Genomic DNA, 16,582 nt, shown 5'->3' on the forward strand with positions numbered 1-16,582 from the left:
CCCAGAAACTGCTTTGCGCCGCACCTCGCCAGAACCGCGTCGTCACGCGGCGGCGGATACGGCCTTGCTTATGTCTTCGCGCGCGAGCGCGAGACCGAATACTGCAGCGTGGACGGCTGCAGCAATGCGTCGAAGTTTACCGGCTCTTCGGCCGGATGGACGACCAATAATGCCTGAATAGCGAAATTCAATACGCTGGTCGAACGCGGATTCAATTCGAAAAAAACGTTGACCCGCTGCAGGCGCGGCTCGTGCCGCTCGATGGCCTGCTTGATCGAGCTGCAGATAAACGCCCGGTCGTAATGGCTCGCGAGACTCAAACCCGCGAAATCTTTGAGCCCGTAGGTGAGCACCGATTTGCGGCACTCCGGCAATTGCGCGAGCATCTCTTCCGTCAACGCGATGCGCGAATTCAAAATCGATTCCAGGTCGCGCGCAACCGTGGCTTTCAATTCGTCCAGCGACAATTGCCGCATCGCGGCCGGTGCCGGCGAATGCGGTTCGTCATCGAACAACTTGTCGAAAAAACTAGGCTCGAATCGCTTCATCGATCGCTTCATCGATCGGAATGACGCCGCAGCGCGGCCTCATTCACGGGCAAAGCCCGCCCGGCGCGCGCGAGTCGAATCACGCGTTCCGTGCGGGCTGTTGCGACTTTAAACCGCGTAGGTCTTGTCGTTCTTCGTCAGGCTCCATGCACCCTGAGCGTTGCCGCCCTGGTTGCCGCCGATCTTCTGCTGCGTGTACTTCCACTGCACGGCAGCGTACTTGAGCGAGAACTCTTCGCTCGGCAGGCCTTCGCCCACCACGGACGGCGTGATGCTCGAAATGATCACGTATTTGAGCTTGACCTCAAGGTACTTGATGCGGTTGCCTTCACCGTCCGAACGCATGAAGTCGATGGTGACTTCGTCGAACGTCGTGCCGCCCGAAGCGTGCTGGTACAGCAGCGGGCTGACAACGTCGATGTCCTTGGTGAAACGCATGTCGGCGTGTTCGCAACGCTCGGACGTGTGACCGCCTGCCGTCGAAGCCGTTGCCGAACGCGGCTGGAGAATCGAGTGATTCCACGAATCGATTTCGATCCAGTTTGCATGGTCTTTGTCCTGCGACTCGCCCTTGATCGCAGGGTTACCGAATTTTAGGTAGATGTCCTTCATTTCGTATCGCTCCCCATAAAGGTGGTGTGTACGGCGGTGACAGGCGTGATGACTGTCCGCCAGATGGACCGCAACTCAAGCGCCAAGCCCGGATACCGTCGGAGCCCGCCCCGGATGCGTCAGGCGGCGTGAGTCACGACGGTTGACCCACGCGGCCCGTCTGTGCAGCTCCAGGGCGTCGCCTTGATACGCAACGCCCCGCTGCAACGATTTCTTTACGGCGTAATGCCGATGTCTTTACGAGCCCGCCTGTTTCGGCAGATCCGCCACGAGACGCAGCGAGATCGACAGTTCGTCGAGCTGGAAGTGCGGGCGCAGGAACGCGACCGAACGGTACGAACCCGGACGTCCCGGAATTTCCGCGACCTGGATCGAGGCTTCGCGCAGCGGAAACTGCGCCTTCTGTTCCTGGCTTGCGTTGTCGTCCAGCAGCACGTACTGGGAAATCCAGCGGTTCAGGAACACCTCGACGTTCTGTGCCGAAGCAAAGCTGCCGATCTTGTCGCGCATCATCGCCTTCAGGTAATGCGCCACGCGCGAAACCGAGAAGATGTACTGCAGTTGCGCGGAAAGCACGGCGTTCGCATTGGCGCTGTCGGTGCTGTACTTTTTGGCCTTTTGCACCGATTGGGCGGCGAAGAACGCGGCGTAGTCGGAGTTCTTGCAATGCACGAGCGGAATGAAGCCGAGGTCGCTCAATTCCTTTTCGCGACGATCCGTAATGGCGATTTCGGTCGGGCACTTGAGGGCAATTTCGCCGTCGTCGGTCTTGAAGGTGTGCGTCGGCAGATCTTCCACCAGACCACCGCCTTCCACGCCGCGAATCGCCGCGCACCAGCCGAAGTCGTCGAACGCCGCCGTCAGACGTGCGGCGAAAGCCCAGGCAGCATTGCACCAGAGGTACTTGCTGTGATCGGTGCCATCGACGTCTTCGACGAAATTGAAGCTTTCCACCGTCTGGCCGTCTTTCGGATTGAACGGCAGGCGACCAAGGAAACGCGGCAGCGTGAGGCCGACATAGCGCGAATCCTCAGAATCGCGGAACGACTTCCACTTCGCGTATTCAACCGTGTCGAACACCTTGCCCAGATCGCGCGGTTTGCCGAGATCGGCGAACGATTCGAGGCCCATCAGTTCCGGCGAAGCCGAAGCGATGAACGGCGCGTGTGCGGCCGCGGCGACATGCGACATCTGTTCGATGAAGTACATGTCTTCGGGCTGACGCGTGATTTCGTAATCGCCGATCAGCGTGCCGAACGGTGCGCCGCCGAAGGTGCCGAATTCTTCTTCATAGACCTTCTTGAAGAGCGCGCTCTGATCGAATTCGACCGCGTTCTTGAAGTCGCGCACGACGTCGCGCTTGGGCGCGTGCAGCGCCTTGATCTTGATGGTCTGACCGGTATTGCTTTCCTTGACCAGATAATCGAGCCCGCGCCACGTACCTTCGAGACGCTGGAATTCCGGTGCGTGCATCACCGCGCTGAGCTGCTCCGAGATCAGGCGATCGAGTTCGGCCACGCGCGCGTCGATGGTTGCGGAAAGATTGTTCGAAACGACCACGGTGCCGTCGAGCACCTGATTCACGAGCTCGCCGATCAGATCCTTGGCGCGCGCGTGTTCCGAATCGGATTTCGCAACCTTGCTTTTTTCGACGATATCGTCGAGCAGCGAGGACGAAACTTCGGTTTGCGTGTCGTCGAAGGCCGCGCCTTGCGCGGCTGCAGTTTGCTGGTTCATATGTGCCCCGCCTCAGTCGCCCTTGGGTTCGTGGTCATCCGACTGCGCAGACTGATGTGCATCCGGCGCATCGACGGACGACTCCGTGCGCGTGCCGCCCGCGAGCGTCTGCAGGTGCTGCGTATTCGAAAGCACTTCGCTCAGCAGGTCTTCGAGCTTGTCGTTGCCCGCGAGCTTGTTGCGCAGGTCGGCGAGCTTGGAGCGCGCTTCCAGCAGACGGCGCAGCGGCTCGATCTGGGCCACCACTTCGTCCGGGTTGAAATCGGCCATCGACTTGAAGCGCAGATCGACGGCGAATTTGCCGCCTTCCGGGCTCAGGCGGTTTTCCACCTGAAACGCGGCGCGCGGCTCGATGCCTTTCATCACGTCGTCCAGGTTATCGCGGTCGATATTGATGAACTTGCGGTCGCGCAGCTTGGGCTGCTCGATTTCCGATTGACCGGCCAGATCGCCCATCACCCCGACGACGAACGGCAATTCTTTCACTTCGATCGCATCGCCGCGCTCGACCTCGTAGGTCAGCTGGACGCGCGGCGGCCGCACTTTCTGCAAGCGCTTCTGGATGCTTTCTTTCTTTGCCATCGTCGGCTCCCTGCTTCTTGTTATCGACTGATGCTACGTAGCGGTGTGGTTGCTCGCCGCGCTTTAACGCAGTGCGCTGAACGGGTCGGCACCGTTACCCGAAGCCTTCGCCGCGGGCGCTGCCGGAGCCGGCGCCGGTGCGGCGGGCGCTGCCGGCGCAGCGGCTGCGGCCGTATCGGCGCTGTCCTGCGCCTTGGGCGCGGCCTTTGCAACCCGCTTCACGAAACGTGGCTTTTTGTAGGCCGGTTTTTTCTGCTCGGGCGGGAACAGCGAATCTTCGCCGAGCGTATCGCGCAACTGCTTTGCAAGCGCCTGGGCATCGGACTTTGCATCGCCTTGCAGCGAAGCGTCCTGACGCAGTTCGCCGAGCGATTCCGTCGCCACGCGCAAACCCGCCACCGCGAGCACGCTCTTCGCGCCGCGATCGGTCTGGTCGCGCTGCAGCGCTTCCTGCGCCGCGACGATCGCCTGACCATAGTGTTGCTGCTGGAACTGCACCTGCGCGATGCGCGACCACGGTTCTTCGCGCGTCGGGTCGGCGGCCGCGAGTTTCTGATAGGCCTCAAGCGCGTCGTTCTGATTGCCCGCCTTGGACAGCGCGTCCGCGTCGGCGAGCGCCTTATTGAATGCGTCGGGCGATGCAGCGAGAGGATTGGTCGGGGTCGTGGTGCAGCCTGCCATTACGCCGCAAGCGATCGCAGCCCCCGTGAGCATCGAAAAGACCCGCTTTTTCATCGTTCTTTCACCGCCATTTGATTTTTAATTCAAGGAGAGAAGCCAGAGTTTTACTTATCCCCCAGCGCGCGGGTATAGTACAGGCCAATTTTCTATAATTCAACTGGGTTTGAAAAGACAAAGAAAGAAAAAAGGTGGCTGAGTGGAAACGTAGAAGCCGCTGACAAGCGTTTGAACGGAAAATAAGGCAATTATTGCCGGAATGGCTATTGAAGCCGCATTCAGAGAAGCAAAGTTTTCCGCATTTTATTAAAGCGAGCTTCACGGGGATAATGCTCACGCAATGCACTTCGCATTACCCGTGACCATGCGTATTTAACAAAGCTGGAGAGTCGGGCCTGAGGTCCGAGATAAAAATGACTGCGCGCATTATTCAAATTGCATCGATTACGGTCACGCTTTGCGCCACTGCTGCCTTGCTGGCCGGGTGTGCCGCGGCAGTGCCTGCGATTGGCAGCGCGGCTTCGGCCGCCCTGCAAGTCGTGGGTATCGGCAAGCCCGACGTACCGGACGCGCAAAAGCCGCCGCGCAATCTGGGCGTTACGCTATACGCCGCGCGCAATCTCAACGCCGCCACGGACAACAAGCCGCTCGCGCTAGTGGTTCGCCTCTACGCGCTCAAGGAACCAACCTCATTCCAGCAGGCGCCGTTCGATACGTTTACGGATCCGGCCAGGGAAAAAACCACGCTGGGCGCGGATCTGTTGAGCGTGCGCGAAATCACCCTGATCCCGGGGCAACGTTATAGCGCCACCGAAAAAGTCTCGCGTGAAGCGCAGGCATTCGGTATCGTCGCGTTATTCAGGGACCCGGCAATGCAGCGCTGGAAGTTCGCTTTCGATCCGGCGAAATCGGAGAAATCCGGCATAATGGTCGGGCTGCACAACTGCGCGATGACAGTGACGAGCGGCACGGTGATCCCGGTCGATTCGGCACAAATGGTGCAGCCGCTCAATCTTCTTTCATCGGTATCGTGTGGGTGAATGACTGGCCTATGTTCGTGTTCGACAAGCAATATGAAGCGGGCCGCAAGCAACGCAATACGGATGCAATAGAAAGAAAGTAAAGCAGAATCAGGCAACAAACACGCAACAACGAGGCAGCAAACAGTCGAAGTAGAAACGGCAGTCAACCGGACCACTTCAACCAACAATCCAGTCCGCCGGCTTGCATGGCGAGACACGATCGACGCATAACGCTGAATCATCATGAGCTATTCCTCGAAAGTGCTTTGGGGGGAAGGCCTGTTCCTCAGGCCTCAGCACTTCCAGCGGCAGGACGCCTATCACGAAGCCCGGCTCTTCGAATCGATCCAGGCTATCCAGCCATACAACTGGGGCGTGCGTTCGATCCGCATCGATCACGATTCGCTCGGCAGCAATATCCTGCGCCTGAGCGAACTGTCGCTGGTGTTCCCCGACGGCACGCTCTACTCCGCTCCGCAAGCCGACGAACTGCCGCCGCCAGTCGCGCTCGACGCGCTGCCCGAAGGCATCAACGAATTCACGTTCTATCTCGCGCTGCATCAGGTGCGCGAGAGCGGTTCGAATTACGCGGCCGATCGCAACGAAGGTTTCGTTGCGCGCTACGTGAGCGAACAGGCGAGCGTGGCCGATCACTACACGGATGCCGCGCAAGCCGACGTCACGTTCCTCAAGAACAACGTGAAGCTGGTCGCGCACACCGAACCACGCGATCAATTGCTCTCGGTGCCGGTCGTGCGCGTGCGCCGCACCGCGTCCTCGGGTTTCGAAGCCGATGAAAGCTTCGTGCCGCCGAGCCTCGCCATCGAGGCTTCGCCGCTGCTGCATCAGCGCCTGCGCCGCCTGATCGACGCCTTGCAGGCCAAGGTCAACGCGCTCTACGGCTTCCATCGCGAGCCGACCAAGAACATCATCGAATTCCGCTCGGGCGACATTGCTTCGTTCTGGCTGCTGCATACGGCCAGCGGCGCATTCGCGACGCTTGCGCATCTATATCAGCATTCGGCGCTGCATCCCGAACGGCTCTATCAGGAACTGCTGCGTCTCGCGGGCCAGTTGCTGACGTTCTCGAAGAACCACACGCTCGCCGACCTCCCCGCCTATCGTCACGACGATCCGGGCCCCGCTTTCGCGCGTCTGGATGCGATCTTGCGCGACCTGCTGGAAACGGTGATCTCCACGCAGTACTTCGCGATCGCGCTGGAAGAAGTGCGTGCGTCGTTCCATATCGGCCGGCTCGATTCCGGCAAGATCGACGACAAGACCACTTTCTATCTGGCCGTGTCCGCCGACATGCAGGCCGTCGATCTGGTGGAAGCCGTGCCCGCGCGCTTCAAGGTGGGGGCGCCCGACGACGTCGACAAGCTCGTGCTCTCCGCCATGCCGGGCGTGCGCCTCGTCTACACGCCGCAAGTGCCGCCGGCCATTCCGGTGCGTCCCGGCGCGTGCTACTTCGCGCTCGAATCGCGCAGCGCGCTCTATGAGCGCATGATTCAGGCGCAATCGGCGATGGTGTATACGCCCTCGGGCATTAACGATCTCAAACTCGAACTGATTGCGGTGACGTCATGAGCAACGCGCCTTCCCTCTTTGGCGACGCACCGCCGCTGTCCGTCGCCCCGCAGACGCCGGCGAGCGATCCCGCCTATCAGGTGCGCTCGCTGCTCGATTTGCTGTACGACGGTTTCTTCATGCTGTTTTTGCTTAAGAACGGCCGCGAGCCCGGCGACGCCGCTGAATTCAGCGCCCGTGTGCAGCAGTTCCTGGGCGATTTCGAACGCGGCGCGAAGAAACTCAATGCGTCCGCCGAAGATGTCTATGCGGCGAAATTCGCATTCTGCGCGGCGGTGGACGAATCGGTGCTGTCCTCGCAGTTCAAGATCCGCTCGGACTGGGAGCGCCGGCCATTGCAACTCGCCCTTTTTGGCGAACAACTCGCGGGCGAAAAGTTCTTCCAGTACCTGGAAGATTGCCGTGCACGCGGCGCGGCGCGGCTGCAATCGCTCGAGGTTTTTCACATGTGCCTGCTGCTGGGTTTTCAGGGCAAGTACATGCTCGAAGGACCGGAAAAGCTCGCCTATCTCACGGCGCGCGTGGGCGACGAAATCTCCCATATCAAGGGCAAACGTGCGCCGTTCGCGCCGAACTGGCCGCTGCCAGATCAGGTCGCGCACCGCCTCAAGCGCGAAGTGCCGCTCTGGAGCATCGGCGCGGTGTTCGCACTGGTGGGCATTCTCGCGTGGACGGGGCTCAATGCCTGGTTGCGCGACAGCACGGTGCGTACGCTCGCGCCGTACACGAACATCGTGAAGCTCGGCCCGCAGTCGGCCAATCTCACGATTTCACTGCCGTAATTGCGCCGCCAGTTCGGCAAAGCAATCAATCGGGGGAGCGCGCTTCAAATGTACTGAAGCGCGCTTATGCCGTAACTACGCCGTCACTACGCGGTCACGTCCCGTCATTTTTGCGCGATACAGGCTGGCGTCCGCCAGCTTGAGCCAGGCCGCGTGATCCATCATCGACTCGTCGCATTGCGCCACACCCACGCTCACCGTGCAGGGGCATTGACCGCCCGCCTCCTTGTTTTTCTCCCGCACCGTCGCGACGAAACGCTCCGCAACCGAACGCGCTTCAGCCAATGTCGCGCCCGGCAGCACGATGCCGAATTCCTCGCCGCCATAACGCCCGATGCAGTCGCTCACGCGAAAATGTTCGCGCAATAGCATCGCGAAGGCGCACAGCACGGCGTCGCCTGCCTGGTGGCCGCGCGTGTCGTTGACCACCTTGAAGTGATCCAGATCGAACAGCAGCAGTGACGACGCATACCGAGTCGCGCGGCAACGCTCGAATTCGTCGGCGAGCAGGATTTCCCATTGGCGGCGATTGAGCAGCCCCGTGAGACCGTCGGTGCGGCTCAGCCCTTCGAGCGTACGCGTCTGTTCCGCCAGCTTCCTTGAAATGCGATACGTGCTCCAGCCCAGCGCAATCGGATAGACGATCAGAAACGGCAGACACGCGACGATGGTGGCCATGCGCGTCTCGGGCTCGACGACGAAACCGAGGGTGAGCCAGCCAATCGCCAGCCCGAGCAGATGCGCGGCCACGCCGCGCAGGAACAGTCTCAGCCCGCCCGCCGCGATGTTGTCCATGCTCAGCATCACGAGGATCAGGACGCAGGGCAGCAGATTGAAACGCATCGCGACAACCCAGAAGCCGCCCATTGCCGCGTCGATCATCAGATTGAAGCGCTCGCCGCGATACGGCACGACACAGGCGTGCGCCGCGCGCCGCGCCACATGCGGCCAGATAAAGCCGTGAAAGACCAGCAGCGACCACAGGACTGCGCCGCGTTGCTGCTGCAGGAACACCGAAGCCACGCAGAAGAAACCCAAGGCCAGCCCCACCATGCGCAAACGCCACGTACGTTCGACAAAACGCCTGCCTTTGCCGGCCATGGGATGCGTACTCGGTTTCATTGTTCGGATCGAATCCTGCCGGTAAGGGGTTCTGGGGCGTCGTAAGGCTTCGCAATGCTTCGTATTGCGCAGTCCTGCTCAACCTGCCGCGCCCGCTGCACGGTATGAAAGCGGAAAGCGGCCATTGTGCCATTGCATGCGCCATGCGTAGAGGCGTTTTCAGACGCTTTTTCGCCGCTTGCGACAGCGCCTGTGACAGCCCGATGAAAGCGCCCCATTCCGCACGCCAAGTCCCGCCTTCTTACCAACCGTTACAGAAGCGACGCCGTCGTTGCACCTGTACGCGCGCTGACTTTCTAGAATTCCTCAGACCGTTGCGCGGCAAACCTGCCGAACGGTCGTGCCGCTGTTGAAACATCGATACCAATCGCGTGGAATATCACGCAGAACAGGAGTTCCTATGATTCGCCTCTCGCTTGCAACGCTCGCCAGTGCTTCCGCCGTGGGTCTTCTCGCGCTCTCGATGAACGCCAAGGCACAAACCGGCGCGCCGGCCGCCGCCTCGCCGGAACTGCATGCCGCCGACAAAACCTTCATCTCGAACGGCACGCAAACCGTCGCGACCCAGCGCGACGCGGCCCGCATCGCAGACTCGCGCTCGACCGACCGCGAAGTGAAGGCCTTCGCGGAACAACTCGTCGCCGATTATTCGAAGCTGTCTGATTCGATGCGCGCCGCCAGCCCGCGCGGCGTGGACGTGCCGCGCAACGATCCCGACACCGCGGTGATCGACGGCATCAAGAATCTGCGCGGCGCCGATTTCGACAAGGCCTATATCGAACAGGTCGCGCTGGGCGGGCAGCAAAAGACGCTCTCGGCCTTCCAGGCGGAAATCGCCTCGGGCCGCGACGCGGGCCTCAAGAAGGCCGCCAGCGCCGCTCTGCCTGTGATCCAGGCCGATATCGCCAAGGCAAAGGAGCTGGCCCAGCGCAAGCATATCGCGGGCTGAATACAGCGTTAGACGATTGACGACAGGCGCGGCGCTTTGCTGGCCCGCGCCTTTTTGCGCTTACTCCTCGTTATGCTCCGCGGTCGCCGTCACGAGCCGCTCCATGCGACGGTCTGGAATCAGCCACAGCAGCGCGACCAGCACGAAGAACAGCGCGCCGATATGCGGCCAGTCCAGCGCCGCCAGCACGATCCCCAGCAGATAACCGGCCACCGAGGCCTTGCCCTTCAGGTCGCGCCCCAGTGCGCGCGCCAGCGGGCTTTGCAGGCCGTGATAGCGAACCAGCGTCGCCTGCAGGACGACGTACGCGATCGCACAGAGCAACAGGTTGAAGCCATACAGCATGGTGGGCCAGCGTCCGAAATGGTTCTCGCCCATCCAGCCCGTGGTGAACGGCAGCAGCGAGAGCCAGAACAGCAGGTGCAGATTGGCCCACAGCACCGACCCGTTGACGCTGCGCGCGGCGTGCATCATGTGATGATGGTTGTTCCAGTAAATGCCCACGTAGACGAAGCTGAGCACATAGCTCAGGTAAGTCGGCCACAACGGCGCGAGCGCCGTGATGTCCTCGCCGTGCGGCACCTTGAGTTCCAGCACCATGATGGTGATGATGATGGCAAGCACGCCATCGCTGAATGCTTCGAGCCGGTTTTTGTTCATTTGCTTCGCTTGAGGCGGAGGGTGACGTCGTGAAGGCGGCCAGCTTGCGCACGCCTGGAAAGGCAACCGAAAGTATGGCCGAAAGTGCGTAGGGACGCCATTAAGCGCCGGACGCCCGCACCGGAACAAAGGAATCGCATGAATATCGAACCCTCCTCGCCCGTACGCTCCGGCCCAGCCGGCGAGTGGCGTCGCGTGCGGGTCTGGGATCTGCCCACGCGGCTCTTTCACTGGCTCGCGGTCGGGCTGGTGGTGCTTGCGTGGCTGTCGCAGCGCATGAACTGGATGCAGCTTCATGTGCGTGCGGGCGAGACGCTGCTCGCGCTGGTGCTGTTCCGTCTGCTGTGGGGCTGCTGCGGCAGCGAGACCGCGCGCTTTTCACGCTTGCTCGCTTCGCCGGCGGCGGCGTGGCGGCATCTGCGCCAACTGGCGCGCCGCGAACCCGACACCCAGGTGGGACACAATGCGGCAGGCGGCTGGATGGTGGCGTTGCTGCTCGCGCTGCTGTTGGTCGAAACGCTCAGCGGCCTGTACGTCAACAACGATATCGCCGATGAAGGCCCGCTCTCGGAGATCGTGCCCGCCGTCATCGCCAACGCGATATCGGCGATTCACGCGTACGGATGGGATGTGCTGGCCGCCGCCGTCGTGCTGCATGTCTGCGCCATCGCTCTTTACGCGCTGCTCAAAGGCCACAACCTCGTGCGGCCGATGGTGACAGGCGTGAAGCCCTTGCCCGCCGCAACGCGTGCGCCGCGCAGAGCCTCGCTCTGGCTCGCGGCGCTGTTGATGGCGTTCTCGGCGCTGGTAACGGCGCTGCTCGCCTTCTACCTCTAGGCGCGCCCTGGCACGCCGGCACCGTCAGGATCGGCGCGTTCTGGTGCTGATTGGCCTGCGAGAGCGCGATCTGATTCTGCAGCACCGTGGCGGCGGCAATCAGACGTCGCCGGGGCAGCACGCGAGAGGAAATCATGGCAGGCAGGCAGGGAGAGTGCGCACAGCCCACCCATTTAGCTAGCGCTATTGCCCGCCAGGCACGCGCCATGGCGTAAAATCGGCGCTCCCCTTCACTCGACTCGACAAAACGCGTAGATGGCTACCTACCTCGAATTGCTCGCCGAAAAACGCGCCCTCGACGCGCGCATCGAAGCGGCGCGTGCCGAGGCGGCTCAGGAAGCGCTTGCCACCGCCCGCGCCGCCATCGCCGAATTCGGCTTTACACCCGAGGATCTGTTCGGCAAGCCGCGTCAGGCCAAAGCGGCTAAAACGTCAAAAGGCCCGCGCGGCAAGCACAAGGCCGCGCAGGACGCCGCCAACGCCAACGCAGGCAACAACAATTTCGACCTGTTCGGTCATTGAGCGCAAACCAGCCGCCGGAAACAACAGGCCCGCGAGCCGTCAAAGCTCGCGGGCCTGTTGCAGGATTACCCTCTTGCCTGCGCTGCCTTACTGCGCGCCCAGCTTCTTGATCAGCACGTCGAGCTGCGCGAGTTCTTCCTCGTTCAGGTCGATCAGCGGCGCACGCACCGGGCCGGCATCGTGGCCCACAAGCTTCGCACCCGCCTTGACGATGCTCACCGCGTAACCGGCGCGGCGGTTGCGGATCGCCAGATACGGCAGGAAGAATTCGTCGATCAGCTTGCCGACCGTTGCGTGGTCATCGGCTGCAATCGCGCGATAGAAGTCCATCGCCGTCTTTGGAATGAAGTTGAAGACCGCCGACGAGTAAACCGGCACGCCCAGCGCCTTGTATGCGGCAGCGTAGACTTCCGCCGTGGGCAGGCCGCCCAGGTATGAGAAGCGGTCGCCCAGACGGCGGCGGATCGTCACCATCGCCTCGATTTCGCCCACGCCGTCCTTGAAGCCGATCAGGTTCGGGCAGCGGTCGGCGAGCTGTTCGAGCATGTCGGCGTTGAGCTTCGAATTGGCGCGGTTGTAGATGATCACGCCCATCTTCGGCACGGCCTTGCAGACCTCTTCCGCGTGCTTCGCAATGCCTTCCTGCGACGCTTCCGTGAGGTAATGCGGCATCAGCAGAATGCCCTGCGCGCCGTTACGCTCCGCTTCCTGAGCGTACTCGATCGCCACGCGCGTCGCGCCGCCCGCGCCCGCCAGAATCGGCACCTTGCCCTTGCAGGTCTCCGTCGCGGTCTTGATGACCTGCGAATATTCGCTCCTGGTCAGCGAGAAGAACTCGCCCGTGCCGCCCGCGGCGAACAGCGCGCTCGCGCCGTACGGAGCCAGCCATTCGAGGCGCTCGGCATAGGTGTCGGCGCGGAAGTTGCCCTGTGCGTCGAAGTCGGTGACGGGAAACGAAAGCAGGCCTTCGGAGACGATTTGCTTGAGTTCTTGCGGAGTGGTCATGGTGGTGATCCTTTGAATCTGTCGATTAATCGGTGAATCTGTTCAGCGTGGCCTTAACGCACGAGGCACGGACGCTTGTTGTCGAATTTCCAGTCGGGAATCAGGTACTGCATTGCGACGGCGTCGTCGCGCGCGCCCAGGCCATGCTGCTGATACAGCGCATGCGCCTTGTCCAGTTCGTCGAGATCGATCTCAATACCCAGACCTGGTTTGTGCGGCACCTGCACCTTGCCGCCGACGATCTGCAGCGGATCGCGCGTGAGGCGCTGGCCGTCCTGCCAGATCCAGTGCGTATCGATCGCTGTGATCTTGCCGGGCGCAGCAGCGGCCACGTGCGTGAACATCGCCAGCGAGATATCGAAGTGATTGTTCGAGTGCGAGCCCCAAGTGAGGCCCCAGTCGTTGCACATCTGCGCGACGCGCACCGATCCCTGCATGGTCCAGAAGTGCGGGTCCGCCAGCGGAATGTCGACCGACTGCAACTGGATCGCGTGGCCCATCTGACGCCAGTCGGTGGCGATCATGTTGGTGGCCGTGGGCAGACCGGTGGCGCGGCGGAACTCGGCCATCACCTCGCGGCCCGAGTAACCGTTTTCCGCGCCGCACGGGTCTTCCGCGTAGGCCAGCACGTCGTGCTTGTCGCGACACAGGCGGATTGCTTCCGCCAGCGACCATGCGCCGTTCGGGTCGAGCGTCACGCGCGCTTGCGGGAAGCGCTCGGCCAGCGCCGTGGCCGCCTCCATTTCCGCGTCGCCCGACAGTACACCGCCCTTGAGCTTGAAATCGTTGAAGCCGTAACGCGCCTTCGCGGCTTCGGCCAGGCGCACCACGGCTTCAGGCGTCATGGCCGCTTCCGTGCGCAGGCGCTCCCATTCGTCGCGGCCATCGGCGCCGCAAGCGTACGGCAGATCGGTCTTGTTGCGATCGCCGATAAAGAACAGATAGCCGAGCATCTCCACTTCGCTGCGCTGTTGCCCTTCGCCCAGCAGCGCGGCGACGGGCACGCCCAGATGCTGGCCCAGCAGATCGAGCAGCGCCGCTTCAAGCGCGGTGACCGCGTGAATCGTGGTGCGCAGATCGAATGTCTGCAGGCCGCGGCCGCCCGAATCGCGCTCCGCGAACTGCTTGCGCACCGTGTTGAGCACGGCCTGGAGATTGCCGATCGACTGGCCGACCACGAACGCGCGCGCGTCGTCGAGCGTCTTGCGGATCGCCTCGCCGCCCGGCACTTCGCCAATGCCCGTGTTGCCCGCGCTGTCGCGCAGCAGCACCACGTTACGCGTGAAGAACGGACCGTGCGCGCCGGAGAGGTTCATCAGCATGCTGTCGCGGCCCGCGACGGGCACGACGCGCAGTTCGGTCACGACGGGAGTCGCATTCGGCTGGACGTTTTGTGTGGTCATGAAAGCATTACCTGTTTAGAAGCGGCGCAAGCGAAACACCCGCGCCAGTCGATCAATCGAATCAATTCAAGGTGCGGCGACGATCTCCACCCAGTTCGCGCCATGCCCGCCCGCGCAGCGCGCAGCCAGCGTGAGCGCGCCGCTCTGGCTATCGACGCGATACAGCGAGACATGCGGAGACTTCTCACCGCACGCCACCGCGAAGCGGCCCGACGGATCGAGACGGAAACCACGCGGCTGGGTTTCGGTATCGACACAACCCGCATAGTCGAGTGAGCCATCGAGCTGCACGGCGTAGGTCAGCAGACGGCTGGTGGTGCGCTCCGATGCATAAACAAAGCGGCCATCGGGCGAGACGTGGATATCGGCGGCCCAGATCAGCTTCGCGAGTTCGGCGGGATCGGGCTGCACCGGGTCCGACGAACTGGGGCGCGCAAAGCCGTCGTTCAGATGCGCGAGATCGGCGGCACGCGGCGAGACATGGCGCAGCGTGAGTTCGCCGCTGTGCGCGTCGCGCGCCAGCGCCGCTACCGTCGCGCGGAATTCGCTCAGCACATAAAGCGTGTTGCCGTCGGGCGACAGGCACAGATGGCGTGGCCCGAAGCCCTTGCCCAGGTCCATCGCGCCGATCTCGCGCAAACGCCCTTCGTCTTCCAGCGCAAAACAGAACACGCGGTCACTGCCCAGCGACGAGGCGTAGGCGAAACGACCATCGGGCGAGACGATCACGGCATGGGCGTTCTGGATGCCTTCGACGGTTTGCAGCGGCGCGCCCTGGCCGTTTTCAATGTCCTTCACGCGATACAGGCAGACGCGATGCTCGCCGTACGAAGCGCCCAGCACGAAGCGGCCTAGCGGATCGGCGCACAGATAGGCGAAGCTCGAATCGAGCGGCGCGCGACCGAGCGTGGTCAGCGTGCCGTTGCCCGCATCGATGGCGTAGCGATACAGATGCAGATCGGTGCCGCGCGTGACGGCGTAGAGATGCTGGCGGTCCGGCGTGAGCGCCAGCGGCATGACGGTGGGCGCGATGGTCGTGCGTGCGTGCGGCGTGAGCGTGGCGGCGTTGGCGTCCAGATGCAGCACGTCGATCTCGCCGTCGTTGGCGTTCGAAACATAGACGAAGTAGCGGTCTTGCATGAGTAGTGTCCTTTTCAGTTCAGTCGTGGGCCGGATGCATCACGAAAGCATCAGTGTGCGCCACGATGGACCGATTCCGCATCGTCGTTGAACGCGCGCCGCGACGGCTTGTTGCGCGCGAGGAAGGCGGCCGCTGCGGCGATCAGCGAAGTCACGCCCAGGCCATACAGACCGCCGGTGATCGAACCGGTGTGCTGCTGCAGATAACCGAAGGTAGCCGGGGCGAAGAAACCGCCCAGATTGCCAAGCGAATTGATCAGCGCGATCACGGCAGCGGCGACGCGGGCATCGAGATAGCCTTGCGGCAGCGGCCAGAACAGCGAAGACGCCGCCTTGAAACCGATCGCCGAAAAGCAGATCGCCACGAACGAGAACACCGGGTCGGCGGAAGTCGAAGCGAACAGCCCGCACGCGGCAATCACCAGCGCGAGCGCCAGCCAGCGTTGCTGATGGCGATACTTCGCGCAAAGCAGCGCGAAGCAGTACATCGCGACGATGGCGATCATCCACGGAATCGCGTTGTAGAGCCCCACCTGGAAGTCCGTCAGCCCGCCCATCTTGCGGATGATGGTGGGCAGCCAGAACGTGGCCGCGTAGATCGTCAACTGGATCGCGAAATAGAGGAAGCAGAACAGCACGATCTGCGGATCGCGCAACAGACGCATGACCGGCACATGTGCGCCCGTGGCGGCTTCACGGTCGGCCTGCTCGCGCGCCATATAGGTTTCGAGCGCACCCTGCTCGTCGCCCGTGAGCCAGTGCGCGTCGCGAATGCGCGACTTGAGGATCAGCCAGCTGGCCGCGCACAGCGCGATGGAGAACGCGCCTTCGATCAGGAACATCCACTGCCAGCCCGCGAGACCCAGACCGCGCACCGAAAGCAGCGCGCCCGTGACCGGCCCCGACAGCACCGAAGCGAACGCCGATCCCGCCAGGAAGATCGCCACGGCCTTGCCGCGTTCCTTCTGCGGCAGCCATTGCGCAAAGTAATAGACCACGCCAGGAAAGAAGCCCGCTTCCGCGATGCCCAGCAGGAAGCGCAGCAGGTAAAACGAGGTGTCGTTGCGCACGAAGGCCATCGACGCCGCGACGATCCCCCACGTCCCCATGATGCGCGTGAGCCAGGCGCGCGCGCCGAACTTCTGCATCAACATGTTCGACGGCACTTCGAACAGCGCGTAGCCGATGAAGAACAAGCCGCTGCCCAGACCATACGCCGCTGCCGAAAGTCCCAGATCGGCTTCCATGTGGGTATTGGCGAAACCGACGTTCACACGGTCGATATAGTTCGCGATGAACATGATCAGGAACAGCGGCAGGACATGCCGCATGACCTTGGCGCTGGCTGAATCCAGCAGCTCGTCATAGCGGGTGATGGAAGCGGACATCGAGG

At 62.5% G+C, this 16,582-nt stretch carries 17 protein-coding genes; 6 read left to right on the top strand and 11 right to left on the bottom strand.

Annotation, left to right across the window (positions count from 1 at the left end; translation table 11 throughout):
• Positions 1 to 68: 68 nt before the first annotated feature.
• The 5 genes from tssE to F4827_RS12725 all read right to left on the bottom strand — a co-directional run bounded on the left by tssE (position 69) and on the right by F4827_RS12725 (position 4,214).
• The gene (gene tssE / locus F4827_RS12705) at positions 69 to 548 is read right to left on the bottom strand and encodes a type VI secretion system baseplate subunit TssE (RefSeq protein WP_183724282.1); all 480 of its coding nucleotides are present in this window, start codon (positions 546 to 548) and stop codon (positions 69 to 71) included.
• Between the two features lie 108 nt (positions 549 to 656).
• Entirely contained in the window at positions 657 to 1,160 is a 504-nt protein-coding gene (locus tag F4827_RS12710) for a type VI secretion system tube protein Hcp (protein WP_027815282.1), read from the bottom strand.
• Between the two features lie 237 nt (positions 1,161 to 1,397).
• The gene (gene tssC / locus F4827_RS12715) at positions 1,398 to 2,897 is read right to left on the bottom strand and encodes a type VI secretion system contractile sheath large subunit (protein ID WP_183724283.1); all 1,500 of its coding nucleotides are present in this window, start codon (positions 2,895 to 2,897) and stop codon (positions 1,398 to 1,400) included.
• Positions 2,898 to 2,909: 12 nt separating this feature from the next.
• On the bottom strand, positions 2,910 to 3,479 hold the full coding sequence (tssB, locus tag F4827_RS12720) for a type VI secretion system contractile sheath small subunit (protein ID WP_233178387.1): 570 nt from the start codon (positions 3,477 to 3,479) through the stop codon (positions 2,910 to 2,912).
• Positions 3,480 to 3,542: 63 nt separating this feature from the next.
• Positions 3,543 to 4,214 (bottom strand): hypothetical protein, encoded by a 672-nt coding sequence (locus tag F4827_RS12725; RefSeq protein WP_183724284.1) that lies wholly within the window; start codon positions 4,212 to 4,214, stop codon positions 3,543 to 3,545.
• 356 nt (positions 4,215 to 4,570) lie between these two features.
• On the opposite strand from F4827_RS12725, the gene tssJ reads away from it, so the two are divergent.
• The 3 genes from tssJ (at position 4,571) to icmH (ending at position 7,551) form a co-directional block, all read left to right on the top strand.
• A complete protein-coding gene (gene tssJ, locus F4827_RS12730; RefSeq protein ID WP_183724285.1) occupies positions 4,571 to 5,197 on the top strand; it encodes a type VI secretion system lipoprotein TssJ in 627 nt (208 codons plus the stop codon).
• A gap of 225 nt (positions 5,198 to 5,422) precedes the next feature.
• A complete protein-coding gene (gene tssK / locus F4827_RS12735) occupies positions 5,423 to 6,769 on the top strand; it encodes a type VI secretion system baseplate subunit TssK (protein WP_183724286.1) in 1,347 nt (448 codons plus the stop codon).
• The gene (icmH, locus tag F4827_RS12740; RefSeq protein WP_183724287.1) at positions 6,766 to 7,551 is read left to right on the top strand and encodes a type IVB secretion system protein IcmH/DotU; all 786 of its coding nucleotides are present in this window, start codon (positions 6,766 to 6,768) and stop codon (positions 7,549 to 7,551) included. The genes tssK and icmH overlap by 4 nt, the downstream gene beginning before the upstream one ends.
• 75 nt (positions 7,552 to 7,626) lie before the next feature.
• On the opposite strand, the gene F4827_RS12745 is transcribed toward icmH, so the two are convergent.
• Positions 7,627 to 8,673, bottom strand: a complete 1,047-nt coding sequence (locus tag F4827_RS12745; protein WP_260175155.1) for a diguanylate cyclase — start codon at positions 8,671 to 8,673, stop codon at positions 7,627 to 7,629.
• 400 nt (positions 8,674 to 9,073) lie between these two features.
• Between F4827_RS12745 and F4827_RS12750 the strand changes: the two genes are divergently transcribed.
• Positions 9,074 to 9,622 carry a DUF4142 domain-containing protein gene (locus tag F4827_RS12750; protein WP_183724288.1) on the top strand — a complete coding sequence of 183 codons (549 nt, stop codon included), beginning with the start codon at positions 9,074 to 9,076 and terminating at the stop codon, positions 9,620 to 9,622.
• 60 nt (positions 9,623 to 9,682) lie between these two features.
• On the opposite strand, the gene F4827_RS12755 is transcribed toward F4827_RS12750, so the two are convergent.
• Positions 9,683 to 10,282: a TMEM175 family protein gene (locus F4827_RS12755; protein WP_183724289.1), complete on the bottom strand. Its 600-nt coding sequence runs from the start codon at positions 10,280 to 10,282 to the stop codon at positions 9,683 to 9,685.
• Positions 10,283 to 10,420: 138 nt separating this feature from the next.
• On the opposite strand from F4827_RS12755, the gene F4827_RS12760 reads away from it, so the two are divergent.
• Both F4827_RS12760 and F4827_RS12765 read left to right on the top strand, forming a co-directional pair.
• The gene (locus F4827_RS12760; protein WP_183724290.1) at positions 10,421 to 11,119 is read left to right on the top strand and encodes a cytochrome b/b6 domain-containing protein; all 699 of its coding nucleotides are present in this window, start codon (positions 10,421 to 10,423) and stop codon (positions 11,117 to 11,119) included.
• A gap of 255 nt (positions 11,120 to 11,374) precedes the next feature.
• A complete protein-coding gene (locus F4827_RS12765) occupies positions 11,375 to 11,641 on the top strand; it encodes an H-NS family nucleoid-associated regulatory protein (protein ID WP_183724291.1) in 267 nt (88 codons plus the stop codon).
• An 87-nt stretch (positions 11,642 to 11,728) separates the two neighbouring features.
• On the opposite strand, the gene kdgD is transcribed toward F4827_RS12765, so the two are convergent.
• From kdgD to F4827_RS12785, 4 genes are all read right to left on the bottom strand, one after another.
• Positions 11,729 to 12,646 (bottom strand): 5-dehydro-4-deoxyglucarate dehydratase, encoded by a 918-nt coding sequence (gene kdgD, locus F4827_RS12770; protein ID WP_183724292.1) that lies wholly within the window; start codon positions 12,644 to 12,646, stop codon positions 11,729 to 11,731.
• 53 nt (positions 12,647 to 12,699) lie between these two features.
• Complete coding sequence (gene gudD, locus F4827_RS12775; RefSeq protein WP_183724293.1) at positions 12,700 to 14,049, bottom strand: glucarate dehydratase; 1,350 nt, start codon at positions 14,047 to 14,049, stop codon at positions 12,700 to 12,702.
• A gap of 66 nt (positions 14,050 to 14,115) precedes the next feature.
• A complete protein-coding gene (locus F4827_RS12780; RefSeq protein ID WP_183724294.1) occupies positions 14,116 to 15,189 on the bottom strand; it encodes a beta-propeller fold lactonase family protein in 1,074 nt (357 codons plus the stop codon).
• A 50-nt stretch (positions 15,190 to 15,239) separates the two neighbouring features.
• Positions 15,240 to 16,577 carry an MFS transporter gene (locus F4827_RS12785; protein WP_183724295.1) on the bottom strand — a complete coding sequence of 446 codons (1,338 nt, stop codon included), beginning with the start codon at positions 16,575 to 16,577 and terminating at the stop codon, positions 15,240 to 15,242.
• Positions 16,578 to 16,582 lie beyond the last annotated feature (5 nt).

Source organism: Paraburkholderia bannensis, assembly GCF_014200455.1.
GTDB classification, from domain to species: Bacteria; Pseudomonadota; Gammaproteobacteria; order Burkholderiales; family Burkholderiaceae; genus Paraburkholderia; species Paraburkholderia bannensis_A.